Annotated in this window: 16 protein-coding genes; 7 read left to right on the plus strand and 9 right to left on the minus strand. The window is 42.0% G+C overall.

Annotated elements, in window-relative coordinates; translation table 11 throughout:
* Positions 1-49 precede the first annotated feature (49 nt).
* Entirely contained in the window at positions 50-2,485 is a 2,436-nt protein-coding gene (locus ACO1R6_RS23430) for a DNA topoisomerase 3 (protein WP_486267903.1), read from the minus strand.
* Between the two features lie 317 nt (positions 2,486-2,802).
* Entirely contained in the window at positions 2,803-3,213 is a 411-nt protein-coding gene (locus ACO1R6_RS23435) for a hypothetical protein (RefSeq protein WP_486267905.1), read from the minus strand.
* Positions 3,214-3,542: 329 nt separating this feature from the next.
* On the opposite strand from ACO1R6_RS23435, the gene ACO1R6_RS23440 reads away from it, so the two are divergent.
* Positions 3,543-4,475 carry a hypothetical protein gene (locus ACO1R6_RS23440; protein WP_486267907.1) on the plus strand — a complete coding sequence of 311 codons (933 nt, stop codon included), beginning with the start codon at positions 3,543-3,545 and terminating at the stop codon, positions 4,473-4,475.
* 75 nt (positions 4,476-4,550) lie between these two features.
* On the opposite strand, the gene ACO1R6_RS23445 is transcribed toward ACO1R6_RS23440, so the two are convergent.
* The 5 genes from ACO1R6_RS23445 to ACO1R6_RS23465 all read right to left on the minus strand — a co-directional run bounded on the left by ACO1R6_RS23445 (position 4,551) and on the right by ACO1R6_RS23465 (position 9,697).
* Positions 4,551-5,225: a carbonic anhydrase gene (locus tag ACO1R6_RS23445; RefSeq protein WP_486267909.1), complete on the minus strand. Its 675-nt coding sequence runs from the start codon at positions 5,223-5,225 to the stop codon at positions 4,551-4,553.
* A 25-nt stretch (positions 5,226-5,250) separates the two neighbouring features.
* Positions 5,251-6,819, minus strand: coding sequence for a SulP family inorganic anion transporter (locus tag ACO1R6_RS23450; protein ID WP_486267911.1), 1,569 nt, complete (start codon positions 6,817-6,819; stop codon positions 5,251-5,253).
* Positions 6,820-6,908: 89 nt separating this feature from the next.
* A complete protein-coding gene (locus ACO1R6_RS23455; RefSeq protein ID WP_486267913.1) occupies positions 6,909-8,294 on the minus strand; it encodes a sensor histidine kinase in 1,386 nt (461 codons plus the stop codon).
* 6 nt (positions 8,295-8,300) lie between these two features.
* A complete protein-coding gene (locus ACO1R6_RS23460; RefSeq protein ID WP_486267915.1) occupies positions 8,301-8,975 on the minus strand; it encodes a response regulator in 675 nt (224 codons plus the stop codon).
* Between the two features lie 32 nt (positions 8,976-9,007).
* Positions 9,008-9,697 carry an NUDIX hydrolase gene (locus ACO1R6_RS23465; RefSeq protein WP_486267917.1) on the minus strand — a complete coding sequence of 230 codons (690 nt, stop codon included), beginning with the start codon at positions 9,695-9,697 and terminating at the stop codon, positions 9,008-9,010.
* Positions 9,698-10,212: 515 nt separating this feature from the next.
* Between ACO1R6_RS23465 and ACO1R6_RS23470 the strand changes: the two genes are divergently transcribed.
* Positions 10,213-11,730 (plus strand): xylulokinase, encoded by a 1,518-nt coding sequence (locus tag ACO1R6_RS23470; RefSeq protein WP_486267919.1) that lies wholly within the window; start codon positions 10,213-10,215, stop codon positions 11,728-11,730.
* A 45-nt stretch (positions 11,731-11,775) separates the two neighbouring features.
* Positions 11,776-13,110: a xylose isomerase gene (xylA, locus tag ACO1R6_RS23475; RefSeq protein WP_486267921.1), complete on the plus strand. Its 1,335-nt coding sequence runs from the start codon at positions 11,776-11,778 to the stop codon at positions 13,108-13,110.
* Between the two features lie 191 nt (positions 13,111-13,301).
* On the opposite strand, the gene ACO1R6_RS23480 is transcribed toward xylA, so the two are convergent.
* Positions 13,302-14,729 (minus strand): putative oxidoreductase C-terminal domain-containing protein, encoded by a 1,428-nt coding sequence (locus tag ACO1R6_RS23480; RefSeq protein ID WP_486267923.1) that lies wholly within the window; start codon positions 14,727-14,729, stop codon positions 13,302-13,304.
* An 885-nt stretch (positions 14,730-15,614) separates the two neighbouring features.
* Between ACO1R6_RS23480 and ACO1R6_RS23485 the strand changes: the two genes are divergently transcribed.
* Both ACO1R6_RS23485 and ACO1R6_RS23490 read left to right on the plus strand, forming a co-directional pair.
* The gene (locus ACO1R6_RS23485) at positions 15,615-16,010 is read left to right on the plus strand and encodes a response regulator transcription factor (protein WP_486267925.1); all 396 of its coding nucleotides are present in this window, start codon (positions 15,615-15,617) and stop codon (positions 16,008-16,010) included.
* Complete coding sequence (locus tag ACO1R6_RS23490; RefSeq protein WP_486267927.1) at positions 16,007-16,768, plus strand: hypothetical protein; 762 nt, start codon at positions 16,007-16,009, stop codon at positions 16,766-16,768. Before ACO1R6_RS23485 ends, ACO1R6_RS23490 begins: the two co-directional genes overlap by 4 nt.
* Positions 16,769-17,047: 279 nt before the next feature.
* On the opposite strand, the gene yiaK is transcribed toward ACO1R6_RS23490, so the two are convergent.
* A complete protein-coding gene (gene yiaK, locus ACO1R6_RS23495; RefSeq protein ID WP_486267929.1) occupies positions 17,048-18,049 on the minus strand; it encodes a 3-dehydro-L-gulonate 2-dehydrogenase in 1,002 nt (333 codons plus the stop codon).
* Between the two features lie 702 nt (positions 18,050-18,751).
* Here yiaK and ACO1R6_RS23500 point away from each other — a divergent pair.
* Positions 18,752-19,003, plus strand: a complete 252-nt coding sequence (locus ACO1R6_RS23500) for a hypothetical protein (RefSeq protein ID WP_486267931.1) — start codon at positions 18,752-18,754, stop codon at positions 19,001-19,003.
* Between the two features lie 80 nt (positions 19,004-19,083).
* Positions 19,084-19,461, plus strand: coding sequence for a PH domain-containing protein (locus ACO1R6_RS23505; RefSeq protein WP_486267933.1), 378 nt, complete (start codon positions 19,084-19,086; stop codon positions 19,459-19,461).
* The last annotated feature ends 207 nt before the right edge of the window (positions 19,462-19,668 follow it).

Here is a 19,668-nt window from a genome sequence, read left to right on the forward strand (position 1 = left end):
AATTTAATAACTATTTTAAGCTTAATCAAAAACGCATACAGCGTCATTTTTAATCAAACTGAAAAACAACTTTAAATTCCGGGTTAAGTGCCAAAGCGGCTTCAAAAGCATTGCCGGTTTTTTGCGAAACAAAGCCTTTTATTTTAGCAGTTTTGCCTTTCCGGATTAAGGTTTGGATTTGCTTTTCGGGTATATTTTTGCCGCTAAGGGTAAACGGCACCAAAAACTGGCAACCTTCCCGGAACCGGCTGCACCCGTAAGCAGTTTTTCCTTTTAGCATCTGGCCTTGCCGGCATTTGGGGCAAAGTAAAGGTTCCTGGGCCTGGGGTGCTTTTTCTACTTTGGTAACCGTAAGTTGCTTATCCGGACTAAAAGCTAAAGTACCGGTATAGCCGGCAGCTTCCGTTTCGTCTTTTAATCCTTTTACAACTAATTTTCCTTTTTGCAGAAGGGTTAATACCTGGTTATCGGTTAAAGTTTTACCCTTTATGGCAATGGGTAATCTAAAACTGCAATTTTCTTTCCAGCGCGAACAGCCAAAAGCCTGGCTACCTTTTAAAACCCGTCCACTCTGGCAAACCGGACAAGTACCATACCCATCAGTAGCCGGATTGGCCACGGCTACCGCTGCTTTTTTGGTAGCTGGTTTCTTTTGTTCCGGCACAGGTGGCGTTGTTGGTTTGGCTTCGATGTGCATTGTCTGGCGATCAGCCTTTACTTCCTGCACCATTTCCAGCACCAACTGCCGCAATTCAGTTAAAAAAGCTGCGGGGTTAAAATCGCCCTGCTCAATCATCCGCAATTTTTTCTCCCATTGCCCGGTAAGTTCCGGCGATTTTAAAGTAGGGTTCTGAATCAGCCCAATCAGGTCTACACCCATTTGGGTGGGAATAATTTTCTTTTTCTCTTTGCGGATGTATTGCCGTTTGAACAGGGTTTCGATAATGGCCGCACGGGTAGAAGGCCGCCCAATGCCATTTTCTTTTAAAGCTTCTTTTAATTCTTCGTCTTCTATTTGCCTGCCGGCCGTTTCCATGGCCCGCAACAAAGTGGCCTCGGTATAATCTTTGGGTGGGCTGGTCATTTTTTTATCCAGCAGAGGCTCGTGCGGACCTTGTTCGCCTTTTTCGAAGTGCGGCAAAATAGCGTTTTCTTCTTCTTTGCCCTCTCCTTCTGATTCTTTAACCGGCGCTTCTTTGGCTTCTTTCTCGTATACTACCCGCCAGCCCGGCTCCAGAATTTGCCGGCCTTTGGCTCTAAAACCATGCCCCGCTACATCGGCCAGAACGGTGGTATTGCTAACAATACAATCGGGGTAAAAAGCCGAAATAAAGCGTTTGGCAATAATATCAAACACCCTGGCTTCGGTGCCGCCCATAGCTGCCGAGCCACCCGTAGGTATAATAGCGTGGTGATCGGTAACTTTGTTGTTGTTAAATATTTTACCGGTTTTCCGGATTTTGTTTTGCAGCAAGGGCTGCACCAAACCCTGGTAGCTGTTCAGGTTTTGTAAAATTCCCTGTATTTTCGGGTACATGTCGTCGGGCAGAAAAGTAGTATCTACACGGGGGTAAGAAACTACTTTTTTCTCGTATAAACTTTGTACTGTTTTAAGCGTTTCGTCGGCCGATAAACTTAATTTATTGTTACACTCTACTTGTAACGAAGTCAGGTCGAAGAGCCGGGGCGGACTTTCGACACCTTTTTTAACTTCAATATCGGTAATGGTAAGGAGTTGGCCGGTTATTTCGGCCAGAATACCGGCAGCTTTTTCTTCGGCGGTAAATTTACCGTTCAGGCTACTAAAGGTGGCTTCGCGGTAAATGGTTTTAAGTTCCCAGTAAGGCTCCGGCTTAAAATTCTGAATTTCGTGATACCGGTTTACAATCATGGCCAAAGTGGGCGTTTGCACCCTCCCCAACGATAGTAGCTGCCGGCCCTGCGCGTATTTTAAGGTAAACAAACGCGTAGCATTCATGCCCAATAACCAATCGCCGATGGCCCGGCTTTTACCGGCCTGGTACAGCGAGTCGAATTCAGAACCGTTGCGCAATTGGGCAAAACCTTGCCGGATGGCTTCTTCGGTTAAAGACGAAATCCAAAGGCGTTTAAAGGGCCGGCGATATTTGGCCTCGGTAAGCACCCAGCGTTGTATAACCTCTCCCTCCTGACCGGCATCGCCGCAATTGATTACCTCTGTGGCTTGCTGCAGTAAATCTTTTATTATTCTAAATTGCTTTTGTACCCCTTTGTCCTGCATCAGTTTTATACCAAACTGATCGGGCACCATGGGCAGTTCGTGCAAACTCCAGCGCTTCCATTCGGGTTTATAATCTTCGGGCTCGCGCAATTGACAGAAGTGCCCAAAGGTCCAGGTTACCTGGTAGCCATTGCCTTCAAAGTAACCGTCCTTTTTGGTTTTTGCCCCAATTACCGAAGCAATTTCCCGGGCCACACTCGGTTTTTCTGCAATACAAACTTTCAACGTTCCTGGGTTGGCTAAAAAATATTCCGCTGCAAAATTACGGCGAAAGATTTACATTTCCAGCTTCTGCCTTATTCTATTACACCCGCCCCTTGGTAGACTATATTTTATGAACAACTTTTATAGAATGAAAAACGTCGGAATCAGTATTTACAATAGAGGAGATTAAAAAGGCGGAGGAATAATGATCAGGGGCAAATTAAATAATCATGCATTGCTTCTTTAACTTAAATAGCAACTAAAATATCTCCCCTAAATTTATTTACTCCAAAAAAATACCTGACTAAAGAACGACAGGTAAATTTTTGAGCTTAAAATTATTTAACGGTAAAAGAAACTTCTTTGGTACCCACATTGGTACGGCCATCTACCCCGTTCAGGATTAAAAGGTAATTACCCGGCGGTAAAGTAGCGGCAGCAAAAGTAGTATCCAGCACAAAAGGATTTTTTTTCGGGAATCGCTTAAAACTTAGAACCGGCGCGTTGCTTTCGCTGCTATTTGCCACACTTACCACCTGCACATCTATTTCTTTTACTTTATCTTTATCTGAGAGCAAAGATTCTATTTTAATATTTTGCGTGGCGGCAAAAATACTGTTTTGGGCCGGAGCCGATATGGTTATATAAGGCGTAGAGCCATCGGGTGCACTGTCTTTTTCGTTGTAATATTCTTCACAGCCGGCCAGCAAACCCAGCAAACCAACCAACACGATTTTCGGATATTTCATATTTACAATATATTATTAAATTTATATTGGTGTTTTCCCGGCAACGCTACTTAAATTTTAATTTAAGTAGCTAAAACATAACATACGCTAGTTAAAGCGTGATATTATATAATATTTCCGTTAAAACCAGCAACTTTCTTAAACATTATCTCGTATAAAGCCGCTTTGTAAAACTTCTAACGCAAGAGTTTGAATATTATTTTTTGGGGATAATAAAAAAACAGGAAAAGCTAACGCCTATTAACTAAAATCATTTGATTGCGTAATAAATTAAGGCTTTTTCCCTTTTTAGGAAGAAGAAAAAAATTATTCACCTAAAAACTAAAACTATGAGAGATTACGAGAATTCAGACACGTCGTCGTTTAATACTTATCGCTCAGGTGCCGAAAACCCCAGAAGAGAATTATCCAGCCGGACGGGTTATGGCAGCAATGCTTCTGTTATGCGCCGTGGCTCTACCGAAGCTACTTCTGATCATTTTCAGGATAATTCTGTTTGGCATACTCCTAATGAGTACCGCGATTTAAACCGCGACAATAACAGCCAACGGTATAACCAATCGTCAAATAATAACCAAAACCGTTACGATAACCAGCGGTCCAATCAAAACAATAGCTGGCAAAATAACCGGGATAATCAGAACAACAGTTGGCAACGGAACCACGAAAACTGGCAATCTAACCAACAGCACCATAATCGTTGGGACGATGACCATCGGCAAAACCAGGCTAATTACGGTAACCATTCCCAAGACCGGGATTATAACCAACACCGCTCCGGTGACCGCGACTTTTTTGAAAGAGCCGGCGATAAAATAAACCAAACCTGGAACCGGTTAACGAACGACAACGATTATAACCGCCACGATAATTTCCGACAGGACCAAAACCGGCGCGATTATAACAGCTTTAACAACCAAAATAACCAGCAACGGTATTCATCGGATTACGGCTACCAAAGCAATGCCAACCAAGGCCGGGGTTACGATGTTAACCGGTACAGCAACCGGCGCGACGATGATAACTACCGCCGCCACGACCAGGAAGAAGGTTTCTTTGATCGGGTAGGCAATTACATTAGCAACGCCTGGAACAACCTGACGCAGGAAGAACGCGAAGATCAGGATCGGGCAAATCGTTACCGGAAAGACCAAAACCGCTGGGACGATAACGACAACCGCTCGGGTAATAACCGTACCACCGGCAATTCCGGACCGCCTTATAATTATGGCTCATCTTCGCGGCGCGACTACGAATGGTAAATCTTAAATTTTATGCATAAAAAAGCCGGCACCTTAGGGTGCCGGTTTTTTGTTTAATGCAAGCAAGTTAATGTTTTAATGGGCTGCCACCGCGGGCGGTACTTCTTCGCCGTTCTCGGGGCGGGTTACGGCAGTTATGCCGTAAATATGCTCAAACCGCTTTATATCATCTTCGCGCCAGTTTAAGTCTTTTAGTAAACCTTCTTCTAAATCGTATACCAAACCGTGTAACTGCGGTGGGTTATCTGATTGTAAAGCATTTTGAATTATAGAAGTCTTGGCCAGGTTACGCACCTGTTCAATCACATTTAACTCAACCAGGCGCCGGGCTTTACTTTTCTCGTCTTTTATCCGCAGAAACTCTAATTCGTGCAGGCGCATTACATCTTTAATATTTGTAAGCCAGTTATCTATCAGGCCAAATTGTTTATCGCTCATGGCCGCCATAACGCCGCCGCAACCGTAATGGCCGCACACAATTATGTGCTTTACCTTTAATACTTCTACAGCATATTGCACCACCGAAAGCATGTTAATATCGATATGTACCACCAGGTTGGCAATATTGCGGTGCACAAAAATATTACCCGAAGTTAACCCGGTAATTTCGTTGGCCGGTACCCGGCTATCGGAGCAACCAATAAATAAAAATTCTGGTTGCTGGCCCATAGCCAGCTTTTTAAAATAATCTTTATCCTGAGCCAGCTTTTCGGCTATCCAGCGCCGGTTACCTTCAAATATTCTATTCATGTGCTTTTAACGGTCAATTAAAAAATTAATGGGCCGAAACAGAGGCTACTTCCGGAATATCTACCATCTGTAGTTTTATGTTTTTGTCTCTTGCCTGTACCCGGAAATTCTGAATAGCTTCTAACACATCGTAATCAATAAACGTGGATTTAGAGCCATCAATAATTACCTCGCTGTTTTCGGGCAGATGATCGAGGGTGAGCATAATGCTGGCCTTATTCAGGAAAGTTACATTTTCGCTTAACTGAATCCGGATGATATCATTGTTGTGGTGCTCTTCTTTATGAAAGAAGTAAGGCGATTTGTAATTGGCTTTAAGAATGTAAAAGACACCAATAGCCAAACCTACGCAAATTCCTTTTAATAAATCGGTAAATAATATAGCTACAATGGTAACAATAAACGGAATAAACTGTTCGCTTCCCAATTTAAACTGCGCTTTGTACAAGGCTGGTTTCGTTAATTTAAAACCTACCATAAGTAATACCGCTGCCAAAGCCGATAAAGGAACCTGGTTAATATATTCGGCCAGGAAAAACACACTTAAGAGTAAAAACATACCGTGTATAAAGCTCGACATTTTAGTTCGACCACCGGCATTGATATTGGCCGAACTTCTTACAATTACAGCCGTCATGGGAATACCGCCAATAATAGAAGCCAAAATATTACCTACCCCCTGGGCTTTTAATTCGCGGTTAGGCGGAGTATTGCGTTTGTGCGGATCTAATTTATCTACGGCTTCTACACTTAATAAAGATTCTAAACTAGCTATAATGGCAATGGTAAAGGCAACTATGTACACACTGGGGTTACCTAACTGCGAAAAATCCGGGAAACGTAATTCGTTAACCAAGCTGCTCGTAGAATCTATTAATGGTAAGTTTACCATGTGAGACTTGGCAACAAATAATGCCGGATCGATAGCTTTTAAAAGATAATTAAGAAACACCGATAATACTACCGCTACTAAAGCCCCCGGTACCAACTTAAAAAAGGAAATCCGTTGAAACATTTTAGTATCCCAAAGAATAAGAATAGCTAAAGAAACTAAACCTATAATTAGGGCTCCAACCTGAATATGCTCAAAAGCAAAACCCAGTTCGGTTATAGTGGTGCGTCCATCCGCCTGGAAAAAGCTCATTTCGCCAAAGAAATCTTCATCGGCACCTAAAAAATGAGGTATTTGCTTTAAAATAAGAATTAGACCAATGGCTGCCAGCATACCTTTAATTACCGACGAAGGGAAGTAAAGGCCTATAATTCCGGCTTTTGCAAAACCTAATATAATTTGTAAAACCCCGGCAATTAAACCAGCCAGCAAAAAGGTTTCGAAAGAACCTAACTGCTCAATACCATTTATTACAATTACCGTTAAACCCGCTGCCGGACCACTTACGCTTAGCGAAGATCCACTTAACCACGATACAACCACTCCGCCCACAATACCAGTAATAATACCTGAAAATAAGGGAGCGCCCGAAGCCAGTGATATACCCAAACAGAGCGGAAGGGCTACCAGAAAAACAACTAACCCGGCAGGTAAGTCTTTATTTAGATGCTTAAAAATTGAATTTTGCTTTGTATTATCCATAATATAGTCCTGAAACAATAGTGCCTTATACTACACTTTTAACAAAACTATAGTGTGGTAATTAAACTGATATTAAAGGGATATTAAAATCAGATTAAAATATCATAATAAAGGCTGGGAATAACAATGGTTACCTGGGTGCCAATATTTAACTCCGAATAAATATCGATAGAGCCTTTGTGCAGTTTTATGATTTTCTGGGCCAGCGGCAATCCAATTCCGTGGCCGGAAATATCGCGCACATTATCGGAGCGCCAGAACGGCACAAATACATTTTTTAAATCGGCCGAAGAAATGCCAACGCCTTTGTCCTTTACCTGCAGTTTTATTTCGCGGTTAGATACTGCTATAAGGGCGGAAACTGTACGGCTATTTACCGAAAATTTGCAGGCATTTTCAAAAATATTCAGTAAAGCAATCAGCAACAAAGATTCGTTGCCGCTGCAGATAAGCCGGCGTTCATCGTCGGGAAGTTTCTCAAAATTAATCTCAATATTATAGCTTGGTTGGCGTTTTTTTATTTCGTCGCCAGCCTGAAAAATAATTTCGTCTAAGCGGATGGGCGTAAGCTTTATTTTTGAAATATCGAAACTGGCCTGGGCTATTTGCAGCATTCCGTTCGAAAGCCGGGTTAATAAACGGGCTTCGTCGAGCATGGAAAGCAACACCCGCTCGTATTCGGCCGCATCGCGGGGTTTCATCAGGGCTACTTCTAATTCGCCGATCATGGCGGTAAGCGGGGTGCGGAGTTCGTGCGAGGCATTCGAGACAAACGTATTTTGCATGTCGAAAGCGCTTTCCAGCCGGTCGAGCATGTTGTTAAAAGTAAGTGCCAGGTGCGAAACTTCGTCTTTACCATCGGCCTGGCTTAACCGCCGGTGCAAATCCGAAGCACTTATTTTCTCTACCTCAGCTACTACTTTTAAAATAGGCCGCAGGGCTTGTTTCGCAAAAACCCACCCGCAAATTATTACAATAACCATAGAACCTATAAAGCCGGTAATTAATATCAGGCGCAGGTCCTTTAACTTTTCAATGGTAACTTCATCAATAGAGGAGGCAATAACCACGTAATCGCCTTTTACATCTTTATAAGTAAGGCCGGTAAATTGCCGCTGGCCTTCTTGCCACTTAACCAGGTGGTTTTCCTTAATATTATTAATAATATTGGGGTTGGTAGTAAAAGTACCATCTCCTTCCCGGAAAACCACTTCGCCTTGCCAGTTATACACCTGCACTATTTCGTAGGGCAAGGTTTGGTAATATTTGCGTAAAATCAGGCGATAGTTGGCTTCGCTTACTTTATCGGCATCTAAATAAACGTGGGCTACCACGTTGGCCCGGTTAGCCAGACTATCATGAAAAGAAAAGCTGCGGGTAATGGCAGTATAGAAATATACCGTTAAGCAGAATAATATTAATATTATAGCAAAAATAATAGCAAACTGCAAGGTGAGCCGGGTCCGGATTTTCATGTTTTACTACGCCTCCTTCAGCACATAACCCATACCTACCAACGTGTGAATGAGTTTGGGATTAAAATCCTTATCTATTTTTTTCCGCAGAAAATTGATGTACACATCTATAACGTTGCTACCGGTATCAAACGATGTTTCCCACACCTGCTCAATAATATCTACCCGCGATACCACCCGTTCTTTGTTACGCATTAAGTAATGCAACAAGGCAAATTCCCGGGCAGTCAGGTTTATAGGCACAGTAGATCGGGTAACCGTTTTTTTAGATAAATTTAGTTCCAGATCGGCAATTTTAAGAATTTCGTTGTTAGGAGCCTCGTAAGCCCGCCGGGTAAGCGCCCGTATGCGGGCCAAAAGTTCTTTAAACACAAAAGGCTTAACCAGGTAATCGTCGGCGCCCGAATCTAAGCCTAGGATTTTATCGTCGGTGCTGCCCAAAGCGGTTAACATCAGAATGGCTACGGCGGGTTTGTGTAACCGAATTGCCCGGCATACTTCCAGACCGTTTTGCTGGGGTAATATTACGTCCAGAATAATTAGATCGTATTCGTTTTCCAGGGCCAGTTTCTTACCGAAAAATCCATCATAAGCTACATCAACATCATAGGCCTGTTCTTCCAAACCTTTTTTTATAAAAGACGATACTTTAGGTTCATCTTCTACTACCAATATTTTCATAGACCGGGAAGTAAGTAAATAGTATGCTTTGTTTATAGTTCAAAGGTAAAACCTTTATCTTTAAGTTTATGGTATGTTTCTTTATTAAAACTATAGAGGCGGGCCGCCCGGTGCGCTACCCCGGTCTGGGTTTCGTCGAGCGGCAGCAGCAAATTCATTTTAAGCAATTTTTTCCGGAAGTTGCGGGTATCGAAGGTGGTACCCAGCACGGCTTCGTACAAAACCTGGAGTTGCGTAAGGGTAAATTTGGCCGGTAATAGCTCAAACCCAATGGGCTCAGTACGCACTTTGGCTCGCAAAAATGCCAGCGTAGTATCCAGAATATGTTGGTGGTCGAAAACCAGTTCGGGTACTTCGGCAATCGGGAACCAATGAATATCTGTCGCATCGGGCCCTGCTTTCAGGTTATCTAGGGTGTAGTTCAGGAGCGCGTAATAGGCTACCGTTACTACCCGGTTATCTGGGAACCGGTTTACCGCACCAAAGGTATAAACCTGCTCCATATACACGTTGGTCATGCCGGTCATGTTCTCCAGCGTGCGCCGCGCCGACATATCCAGGTCTTCTTGCTTTAAAATAAAGCCACCAGGTAAACCCCACATGCCGGCTTTGGGCTCAATGGCCCGCTTAATCAGCAACACGTGTAGTTTGCCGTGGTTTAATCCAAATATAATATTGTCCGTAGAAATGTAAGGTAATATATCTTCGGGGCGATAATCCATACAATTTATTTAAGTGCGGTTTAAGTAACCACTTTAATACCCTTTTAATTATTGTTTCTGTATTTTAAAAATGTCTCGGCTAAAGCCGTTAATCCTTTATATATAAAGAAAAAATAATCCGGGTACAGAAAAGTAAAATTCTAAATTAGAAAAAAATATTCATAGCAAAGTTTAAGTAATATACCACAATTAGCAAATTAAGAACAACTACTGCCACAAACAATTGACATTCAGATACTAATATTCATTGGCTAATATTTTAATATTCAGACCAGAGTTAGCAACAATATGAAGTTTAAACAGCTAGTGCTAAACCAACACAGGTAATTAAACTATGGCCATTTGGTTAACATAACACTAAATATTAATGGTTTAAAGCGCCATGTAAGTCATTACTTTTTAAAAATAAAATCTAAACCGAAAAGTTTAGCTATTGTTCTGTAATCTTAAATTTAAAATTTGTAGAAGTAATTTAAATCTTTTAATATTGTAAATAATACAATAAGCCCTATCCTATGTACTTACTTGGTTATGATATTGGCAGTTCTTCGGTAAAAGCTACCTTGCTGGATGCCGCCAACGGCAAAGCGATTGCTTCTGCTTTTGCACCCACCACCGAAATGGAAATGCTGGTTAAAAACGAAGGCTGGGCCGAACAGGACCCGGAACTTTGGTGGCAATATACCATCGAAACCACCCGCCAGGTTTTAAGCCAGAGTAAAATAAACGCGCAGGATATAAAAGCCATTGGCATTGCTTACCAAATGCATGGTTTGGTGGTGGTAGATAAAAACCAACAGGTATTACGGCCCTCCATTATTTGGTGCGACAGCCGGGCCGTGGAGATTGGCAACCAAGCTTTTAAAGAAATGGGCGAAGAAACTTGCCTGGCAAATTTTTTGAACTCCCCGGCCAACTTTACGGCATCTAAGCTTAAGTGGGTAAAAGAAAATGAGCCCGACATATTTAGCCAGATTAGTAAATTTATGCTGCCCGGCGATTTTATCGCCATGAAATTATCCGGAAAAATTCAAACTACGGCTTCGGGTTTATCAGAAGGTATTTTATGGAATTTTAAAGAAAACCGGCCGGCTTTCGAACTGCTCGATTATTACGGTATTAACGCTGATTTTATTCCGGAAGTAGTTCCTACTTTTGGTTTTCAGGCCGAAGTTTCGCCGGCAGCGGCGGCTACTTTGGGTTTAAGCCCAGGTACTGTAATTGGCTACCGGGCCGGCGACCAACCCAATAATGCTTACTCGCTTAATGTTTTAAACCCCGGCGAAATAGCGGCTACGGCAGGCACCTCGGGCGTAATTTACGGCATCAACAATAAAATTACCTACGATCCGCAATCTAGGGTAAATTCTTTTCTGCACGTAAATGCTACCGAGCAAAACCCAATTACCGGTACCCTAATGATTGTAAACGGCACGGGCATTTTAAACTCCTGGCTGCGCAAAAATCTATTTACCTCCAATAAATATAAGTACCAGTACTCCTACCCCGAAATAAATGACATTGCCAGCCAGGCGCCGGCCGGAGCCGACGGTTTACTTATATTACCGTTTGGTAATGGCGCTGAAAGAATTTTGGCAAACAGACAAACCGGAGCGGTAATTAGCGGTTTATCGCTTACTACGCATACCAAAGGGCATTTGGCGCGGGCTGCGCAGGAAGGTATTATTTTTGCCTTGCGCTACGGTTTTGAGATTATGAATAAAATTGGGATTCAGGCTGAAACCGTTAAAGCCGGCGATGCCAACATGTTTTTAAGCCCTTTATTTGCCCAAACTTTTGCCACCGTTACCAATACTACCGTAGAATTATATAATACCGACGGCTCGCAAGGGGCCGCCCGCGGCGCCGGCGTTGGTGCCGGTATTTACCCCGACCCGGCGAGCTCTTTTGTGGGCCTTAGCTGCACCCGTACCATTGCCCCCGATACCCAACAACAAGCCCACTACGAAAATATTTACCAGAATTGGTGCCGGCTCCTGGAGAACCAACTGCGCCTAACCAAAGAAATTTAACAGTTTTTAACCACCATTAATAGTATAAACCCAAATCCAGAAAATATGTCGATAAACGTAGTAACCGGAAATAAAACTTATTTCCCTAATATTAACAAGATTGCTTTTGAAGGCCGTGAATCTAAAAATCCTTTAGCCTTTAAATATTATGACGAGAACCGGGTAGTAGCCGGCAAAACCCTGAAAGATCATTTCCGGTTTTCGGTAGCTTACTGGCATTCTTTTACCGGTACCGGCGGCGATCCGTTTGGTCCGGGTACCCGCCAGTTTCCGTGGGCAACCAGTTCCGATGCCATTACCTGCGCCAAAGAAAAAATGGATGCGGCCTTTGAATTTACCTCTAAACTAGGTGCCGGCTATTATTGCTTCCACGATTTCGACGTGGTTGAAGAAGGTAAAAATATTGCCGAATCGGAAAAGAACCTGCAAACTATGGTAGACTATGCCAAGCAAAAACAGCAGGAATCGGGTATACAACTGCTTTGGGGAACCGCCAACCTTTTCTCGCACCCGCGCTACATGAACGGCGCCGCTACCAACCCAGATTTTAACGTTCTGGCGTATGCGGCCGCGCAGGTAAAATCGGCTATTGACACAACCATTGCTTTAGGCGGTCAAAATTATGTTTTCTGGGGTGGCCGCGAAGGTTACATGACCTTGTTAAATACTAACACCAAACGCGAACTGGAACACATGGGACGATTCCTGGCGATGGCCCGCGATTACGGCCGCAAAGCCGGCTTTACCGGTACTTTCCTGATTGAGCCCAAACCTATGGAACCCACCAAGCACCAATACGATTTTGATGCGGCTACGGTAATTGGCTTTTTGCGCCAGTTTGGTTTAGATAAAGATTTTAAATTAAACCTGGAAACGAATCATGCTACTTTGGCCAACCATACTTTTGCGCACGAAATGCAAATTGCGGCCGATGCCGGTATGTTAGGTTCTATGGATGCTAACCGCGGCGACTACCAGAATGGCTGGGATACCGACCAGTTTCCGGTTGATTTATACGAACTAACCGAAGCCATGCTGATTTTCCTGGAAGCCGGTGGTTTAGCTACGGGCGGAGTAAACTTTGACGCCAAGTTACGGCGCAACTCCACCGATTTAGAAGATTTATTTATTGCGCATATTGGGGGCATGGATACTTTTGCGCGGGCCTTAATTATTGCCCAGGACATTCTTGAAAAATCGGATTACCGCAAAATCCGGGAAAACCGCTACGCTTCCTTCGACAGCGGCGATGGACAGGCTTTTGAACAAGGAAAATTGTCTTTCGAAGACCTGCGGGAAATTGCCATTCGGAACGGTGAACCGCAACAAATTAGTGGCAAACAAGAACTCTTGGAAAATATTATCAATCAATATATTTAAGCAGCTATTAGTAGTTAGTTATTAGTAGTTAGTTATTAGTAGTTAGCTTATTTTCGTTTGAAAAATGCTGATTGATTTTTAATTTAGTTCTGAATGTTGGTTATACCCTAAAAAAGAAAGGCCTCGCAAATTGCGAGGCCTTTCTTTTTTAGGAGGTTTTTAAGTGGCAATTTTTTAACCTTTTTCCGGTTTTACTTAGCCTGCGTAGCCACTTCCAGGGCGCGGGTAGTGGTATAATATTTTGCCAGCATATTGGGTACTTCCCAGGCTGGTAACTTGCCATCAGCTAAATAGCTCAGGTATTTTTCGGTAACCTGGCCAAAATGCGCTTCGTGCCCATTGTGGTATTTCTCCGGAACTTGCACTTGCCAGCCATTATTTATTTTCTCTACTTCAATGCCGGCGTATTTGGCTTGTACTTTGGCTAAAGCAGCTTTTAAAGCTGTTTCAAAGGCTTTTAAATCAGTGCCTTTAACGGGTTCAATGTACAATTGGGGTTTGTAGTTTTGTTCTTTGCCCTGCCGGATAACCAGGTTGGCTTTGGTACCCTTCATAATTGAATAATGGGTATCGCCAGCGCCTTCCGGGGCCTGAAAATTCCAAATAACCGAAACTTTGGCGTGGGTGCCTTTTAAGCTATAATTTATTTCGCCGTTGGCAAATACGCCCAGTAAGCTGTCTTTTTCTACGTTGTTTTTAAGATAATCCGGGTAAGTAGCCAGTTGGGTTACTTTTTTAAATTCGCTGGGCTTTAATAAGGTTTTCCAACGGCGCGCCGACGTAATATTTACATCTTTTTCGTAATCTATTACTTGCTCCGGGAAACATTCCCATTGTACCAAATCTACCAGGTGGGTAGTAACATCCACAATACCTTCACCTTGTTGGGTAGCATCAAAAAACCAAGACGGTCGCTTAATGGGGCTACCAGAAACGTATTTAAAGAAGTGGTGCACACTTTCTTTCGTAATAGCCGGCTCGCTGGCCGTCCCTTTTTGTAATTGGCCAAAGATATCGGGCAACTGAGAAAACTCCCGCTGCAACAAAGTGGTTATTTCATAACGCTCCGTCATGATATCATAGAGCAGCACATTATTTTTTTCGGCCGATGCAAAAGCTTCTTTTAAAGTGGCAAAGTTACCGGCATTTATCGCCATTGGTTTATCGGCGAGCACATTAAAACCAGCATCAACGGCTGCCTTTATGTATTCGGTTTTACGGGCATTGTTGCCAGCCATTACTACCATATTGCCTTTTTTCTCCTGCAGCATTTTTTGCAGGTAATCGGGACCGGTGTAAACCTGCTCCTGCCACTTGGTTGGGTCATCAGAACGGGAATTGTACGCTTCAATTTTTTTCAGGTGTTCCTGCACATCTTCGCCGGCTGGCGCATACACGTGTACCACCGGATCTACCTGGCTGTACATGGTTTTTTGTACCAACGCCGAATGAAAGTGGCCGGGATCCAACGTAATTAATTTAATGCTTTTGTCGGTGGCACCAGCGGTACCAGAAGCAGCTTCATTCTCGGAAGTCGCAGAATTTTTTTTGGCAGAACATGAGATAAGGAGGCATAAAGCCAGACCGGGCAAAGTAGCGGAAGCTAAGTTCTTGAGCATATATTTTTAAGTAGGTAAAAAGGTGCATTACTTTTCTGACCATAAATAAAAAGATTGTAACGCAAGTACTCAACAAAAAATCAACTTATTTATTCCGGCAACGTTGCCAAAGCGCTTTTTTGCTAAAAATTGATTCTGATTTTTTCCAATCTATAAACTCCCGCTCAAATTAAGAGCCCAACCTTTTATTTTACATTTTAAGTTATGATTATTTACCCTAACTTTTTGCCGGGTACACAAGGATACTTATTTTAACAGATTTATAATTTAATTATTCTAAGCTGTTTCTAATTCAACCAGAAAAGGCAAAACTTTAAATTTATTGCAATATACAGCAAAGTTTCTGCTAGTAATTGTGCTTAAACTGGTATTAAAGAAATATTCATTTTCCGTAGCTGCTCCCTTAATTTATTAACCACCACATTCTAACTCTTCATTTTTTACAATTAAATCTACAGGTTAAAATCTACAATCCAATTCATCAACCTACCTCCACAAGATAAACTCAGAATTCATCAGGTATATTAAGCAATATTTACACCCTTACAATATTACCAATTATACATTAAATTTAAGCTATATACCGGCTTTTTACCTGGTTAAGTACTAAAAAATCAAATTATTACTTAGTGCAAACATAGCGGCAGACCTAATAAATTTAACCTAAACAAGATAAACTATCCTCTTTACAACAATATTAGAAAAATATAAAAAATTATTTTCCGGTATTTGGAATATGATATTATAACTGCTTAATTAGCATTATAATACAACAGCAGAAAGCCAGCTCATTAAATATTAAATTACCGCAGGCCCAAGTATTTGTCACCAACCTGATTTCTTAGTTTAAAATTTAATTTTACTTATAAACCTAGCTATTCAAATATGCATAAAACTCTACTTATTATAGAAGACGATATCAGTGTGCAAATGATATTGGCTCATTTCTTAAAAAATGATTTTAACATTGTTGCCAAACGCGATGCGCATGAGGCCATAGAATGGCTGGAAGAAGATAATTATGCCGATTTAATTATTTCGGAGTTAAACCTGCCCAACTTTAATGGTTTTGACATTATAAAATCGCTGCGGGCCAGCCATCATTTTAAGAACCTGCCCATCCTTATTCTTTCGGGAGCAGACAGCAGTACCGACCGGATTAAATGCCTGGAATTAGGAGCCGATGATTATGTGGTAAAGCCATTTAATCCGGGCGAAGTGAAAGCCCGTGTAAAAACAATTCTTCGTCGTTCTGCCATTTATAATCCGCAACACCCATGAAAACTGCTTCTAAAAATAAACCAGCCGGTACCGTTTATTATTTGCACGAAAATTTGCAAGCAACCATTCCGGCCTTAAAAGCTAACCCTCATTTAAACCTGGTTACTTTTAACAATGGCCAGGACTTGTACCAATACCTGAAAAGCGGCCACCCGGCAGAAGCTTTAATACTGGATATTAATTGCGATGCTTTTGAATTTATTCAGTTGTGGAACCAGGATCCGATTAAGCAGAAAATACCTATTATTTTAATTGCGCCTAAGGTAAATAGCTTACTGGCCCAAAAAGCCAAAATTTTAGGCATTGCTGATATTTTTTCTCCGGGCGGTTTGAACTATAATTTCTTACTGCGACTGAATTATCTTTTAAAAAAATATTACCTCTTAAACAAACGGCCCGATTTAACGCAGATAAAAGCAGTGCAAAGTATGGTTCCGGAAACGCCTTTTAGTTTTATAGAAACGCTTGCACAGATATTGGCACCGGTTAAGTTGAGTTTGGAAAAATTAGCAAGTAAAGTTTTTGCCCCGCGCCAGGTACCCGGCATAGGAACTACGGAGTTTGAAGCGTACCAACTAATTAAAATAAGCAACACTACTCATTTTAGTAGTTGGACCGACTCAAGAATAGCAATTGAAAAAATGAATGGCCCAGCTCTACCCAAATTACCAGGAATCCGCAAATTTGCTCAACCTAACTTCCCGACTACTGCCATGATGGTAAACCAGTTATCGCCGGTGCCTAATCATAATTCTTAAAAGGCAAGTAGCCAGTTATAAGTATTGGGTATAAAGTAATAAATTTAGCAGAAGTCAATTATCAGAAACTAATAACAATAAAGTTCTAACATAATATCATCTCTTTACTTATCTGTATAAATATTAAGGGTAGCTAAGAGTAAGCAACTAAAAATTAAATATTGAGCAAAGAGAAATTACAAAAAGCTAGAATCTAAACGGTTTAAAATAATCAAAGCCTAATCATCCGTATTAAAATCAAGGAAAATAATCCTGCTGGTGCTATCCGTATATTGTTGTTTATAGGCTTCTAACTTGCTCCCAAATTTCGGGGTTAACTGGTATGCCCTTTTGCATATTTTCGGTGCGGGTTTGCCATACCCGCTCGCCCGGATACAAAATATCGGTTGCGGAATTAACCGGCGAACTGGCCCGGATAAAAGCTAAAGCTTGCTGTACAATAGCATCGGTAAATGCCGGTTCCTGAATTTGGGCCAGATGGAAACACATAAACACCTGCGACACGCCAAATTCATCCGCCATACCTGTAATAGCAGCGGTAGTACGCCCACCAGCAAGGGTGGCTGCTACCAGATCCAGGAGCAGGCTAAACCCGGCTCCTTTCCAGAAACCAATGGGCAAGGCCCGCTCCGATTCTTGAATAGCCGCGGCATTTTGGGTCAAATCGTCGTTAGTATTATAACCGCCCGGTACCGGTAGCTCTTTACCCGATTGGGCGTAAGCTTGCAATTTACCATAAGAAAACTGGCTTAAAGCCATATCTAAAACAACGTGCTGCCCATTGGTTTGTGGTACAGCCATAATAAACGGATTATTGCCCAATGCCGGTGTTTTGCCGCCCCAAGGCGGTACATTGGCAATGGTGTTGGTAAAACAGATACCAATGCAACCCGCATCGGCCGCTTGCCAGCCGTAAGAGCCCCCGCGCAACCAATGGTTGGTATTGCCTAAGGCTACGGCCCCGAGGCCATTATTTTGTGCTAATTCAATAGCCCTGGCCATGGCCTGGTACGCGTTTATATTGCCAGGGCCTTGCTGTCCATCCCAAGCTTCAAAACAGCCTAATTTATTTTTCAGGCTTGGCTCGGCACTTGGCTTTACGTAGCCTTTCTGAATATATTCAACTAAACGCGGAAAACGATTGAGGCCGTGCGAGTAAACGCCATCGCGATCTGTTTCGGCAAAAAGGCGGGCACTCAGGCTAGCCCTTTCCGGCGAATACCCTAATTTTATCAATACCCGCTGTAATTCTTGTTTTAATGTTTCGAAAGGAATACGCATGCCCTTAAGTAGATTTTTTTTAAACCAGATTAGTTGCCGAGCTAAAGCCTGTAAAAAGCAAAACGGCCTGACGCAATTGCCAGGCCGTTTTTGCTTTGTCTATCCAGGAATATTTACGCTTAAAACTTTATTAAGGTTATATAGCCGTTAGTTCTGTAGCCATTAAAAATGCCAGGCTTGGCAACGGGCTCAATAAAAGTTTAATGGGGAGCAGCCGTTTGTGCCGCGGCAAATATATTTTTTATAATGGTTTGGCCGTAGTTTATTACTTTAAAAATTTGGTTTAGCGGGTCTGTTTTATGTTGGGGTTCAGCACCAACCATCTTAAGAAGTTTTAAGTCATTAAATTATTTTTTCTTCTTTTTCTTTTTAGATTTCTGGTCTTCTACCAGGCTGGTTAGCAAAGCGGTTACCAAACCCAGCGCAATTTCCCGGCCGTGCCTTTTCAGGATTTTTTTAAACTGTTTGGTTATTTTCTTTTTTACCTTGTTTTTATCAGCGCCATAATTACGTAATTAAGTTCTACACGATACAATACTACCCAGCAATACTCCTGGGCAATACCTACCCAGAATATATTAGAGCTTACCAATTTATACGGCAAAATACAGCACCTGGTGTTGTTCAGGTTTTAGCAATATTTCTACGTTTACGGCTATAAATTATTCCACCTATTTCTAAGCAATTGCGTAACTAGTTACCATGAAAAAATACAAGGTTCTAAAAGTAGATTCGGCCGAGGCATTTGAAATTGGATTAAACCAAATGGCCCAAGATGGCTGGAAAGTAGTAAATGCCAATTTGGCTTACGACTCAGCCCAAACCCATGCCCCTACCTTTTTTGCGCTGCTGGTAAATAACGACACCGACACGGCCCTGAAAGAATTAATGGAGGAGAACACCGATGAGTTAAATAATATGGAAAATATAGGTTTGGCTCCTTCGGATAATTAAATATTTAAGCAGAGCCGGGTTTATTTACTATGCTAAACCGGGCTCTTTTTTAGTCATTAATATTATAAACTACGAAAGCAATGGGATTATTAGATGGCTTAATGGGCCACGCTTCCGAAATATCAATCCAAAAACTGCAGCAAGAGTTTGGTGCGGTGCTGGCGCCCGGCGAACAATTAGAAAAAGCTTTCCGGGTTGTGCGGGATATGCTCGTATTTACCAATAAAAGGCTTATACTGGTAGATAAGCAAGGTTTAACCGGCAACAAAGCCGAATATTTATCTATTCCTTACAAATCTATTACCCGTTTTTCGAAAGAAAGCGCCGGCCTGCTGGATTTAGATGCCGAACTAAAAATTTGGATAACCGGCCAAACGGAACCCATTCGGAAAGACTTTAAGAAAGACGATAATATTAATTCTGTTTACCAATTATTAAGTACACACATTTTAAAGTAGCATTTACGTGTTCTTCAACAAAGAGCTTGCTTTTATTTATGTACAGGTAATTTCTGAAGCGCTGTAGCTAGGGCGCTTCTTTTTTGCTTTATACTTTTTGTTTAGGTTAAATTTATAACTACTAAGCTGTTTTGTATTTTATAAGCTGGCTGAAACCATTATTCTTGCTGTGTATTTTTACCGTAGTAGCTAGGTTAAAGAATATTT

The organism is Adhaeribacter sp. (assembly GCF_057359045.1).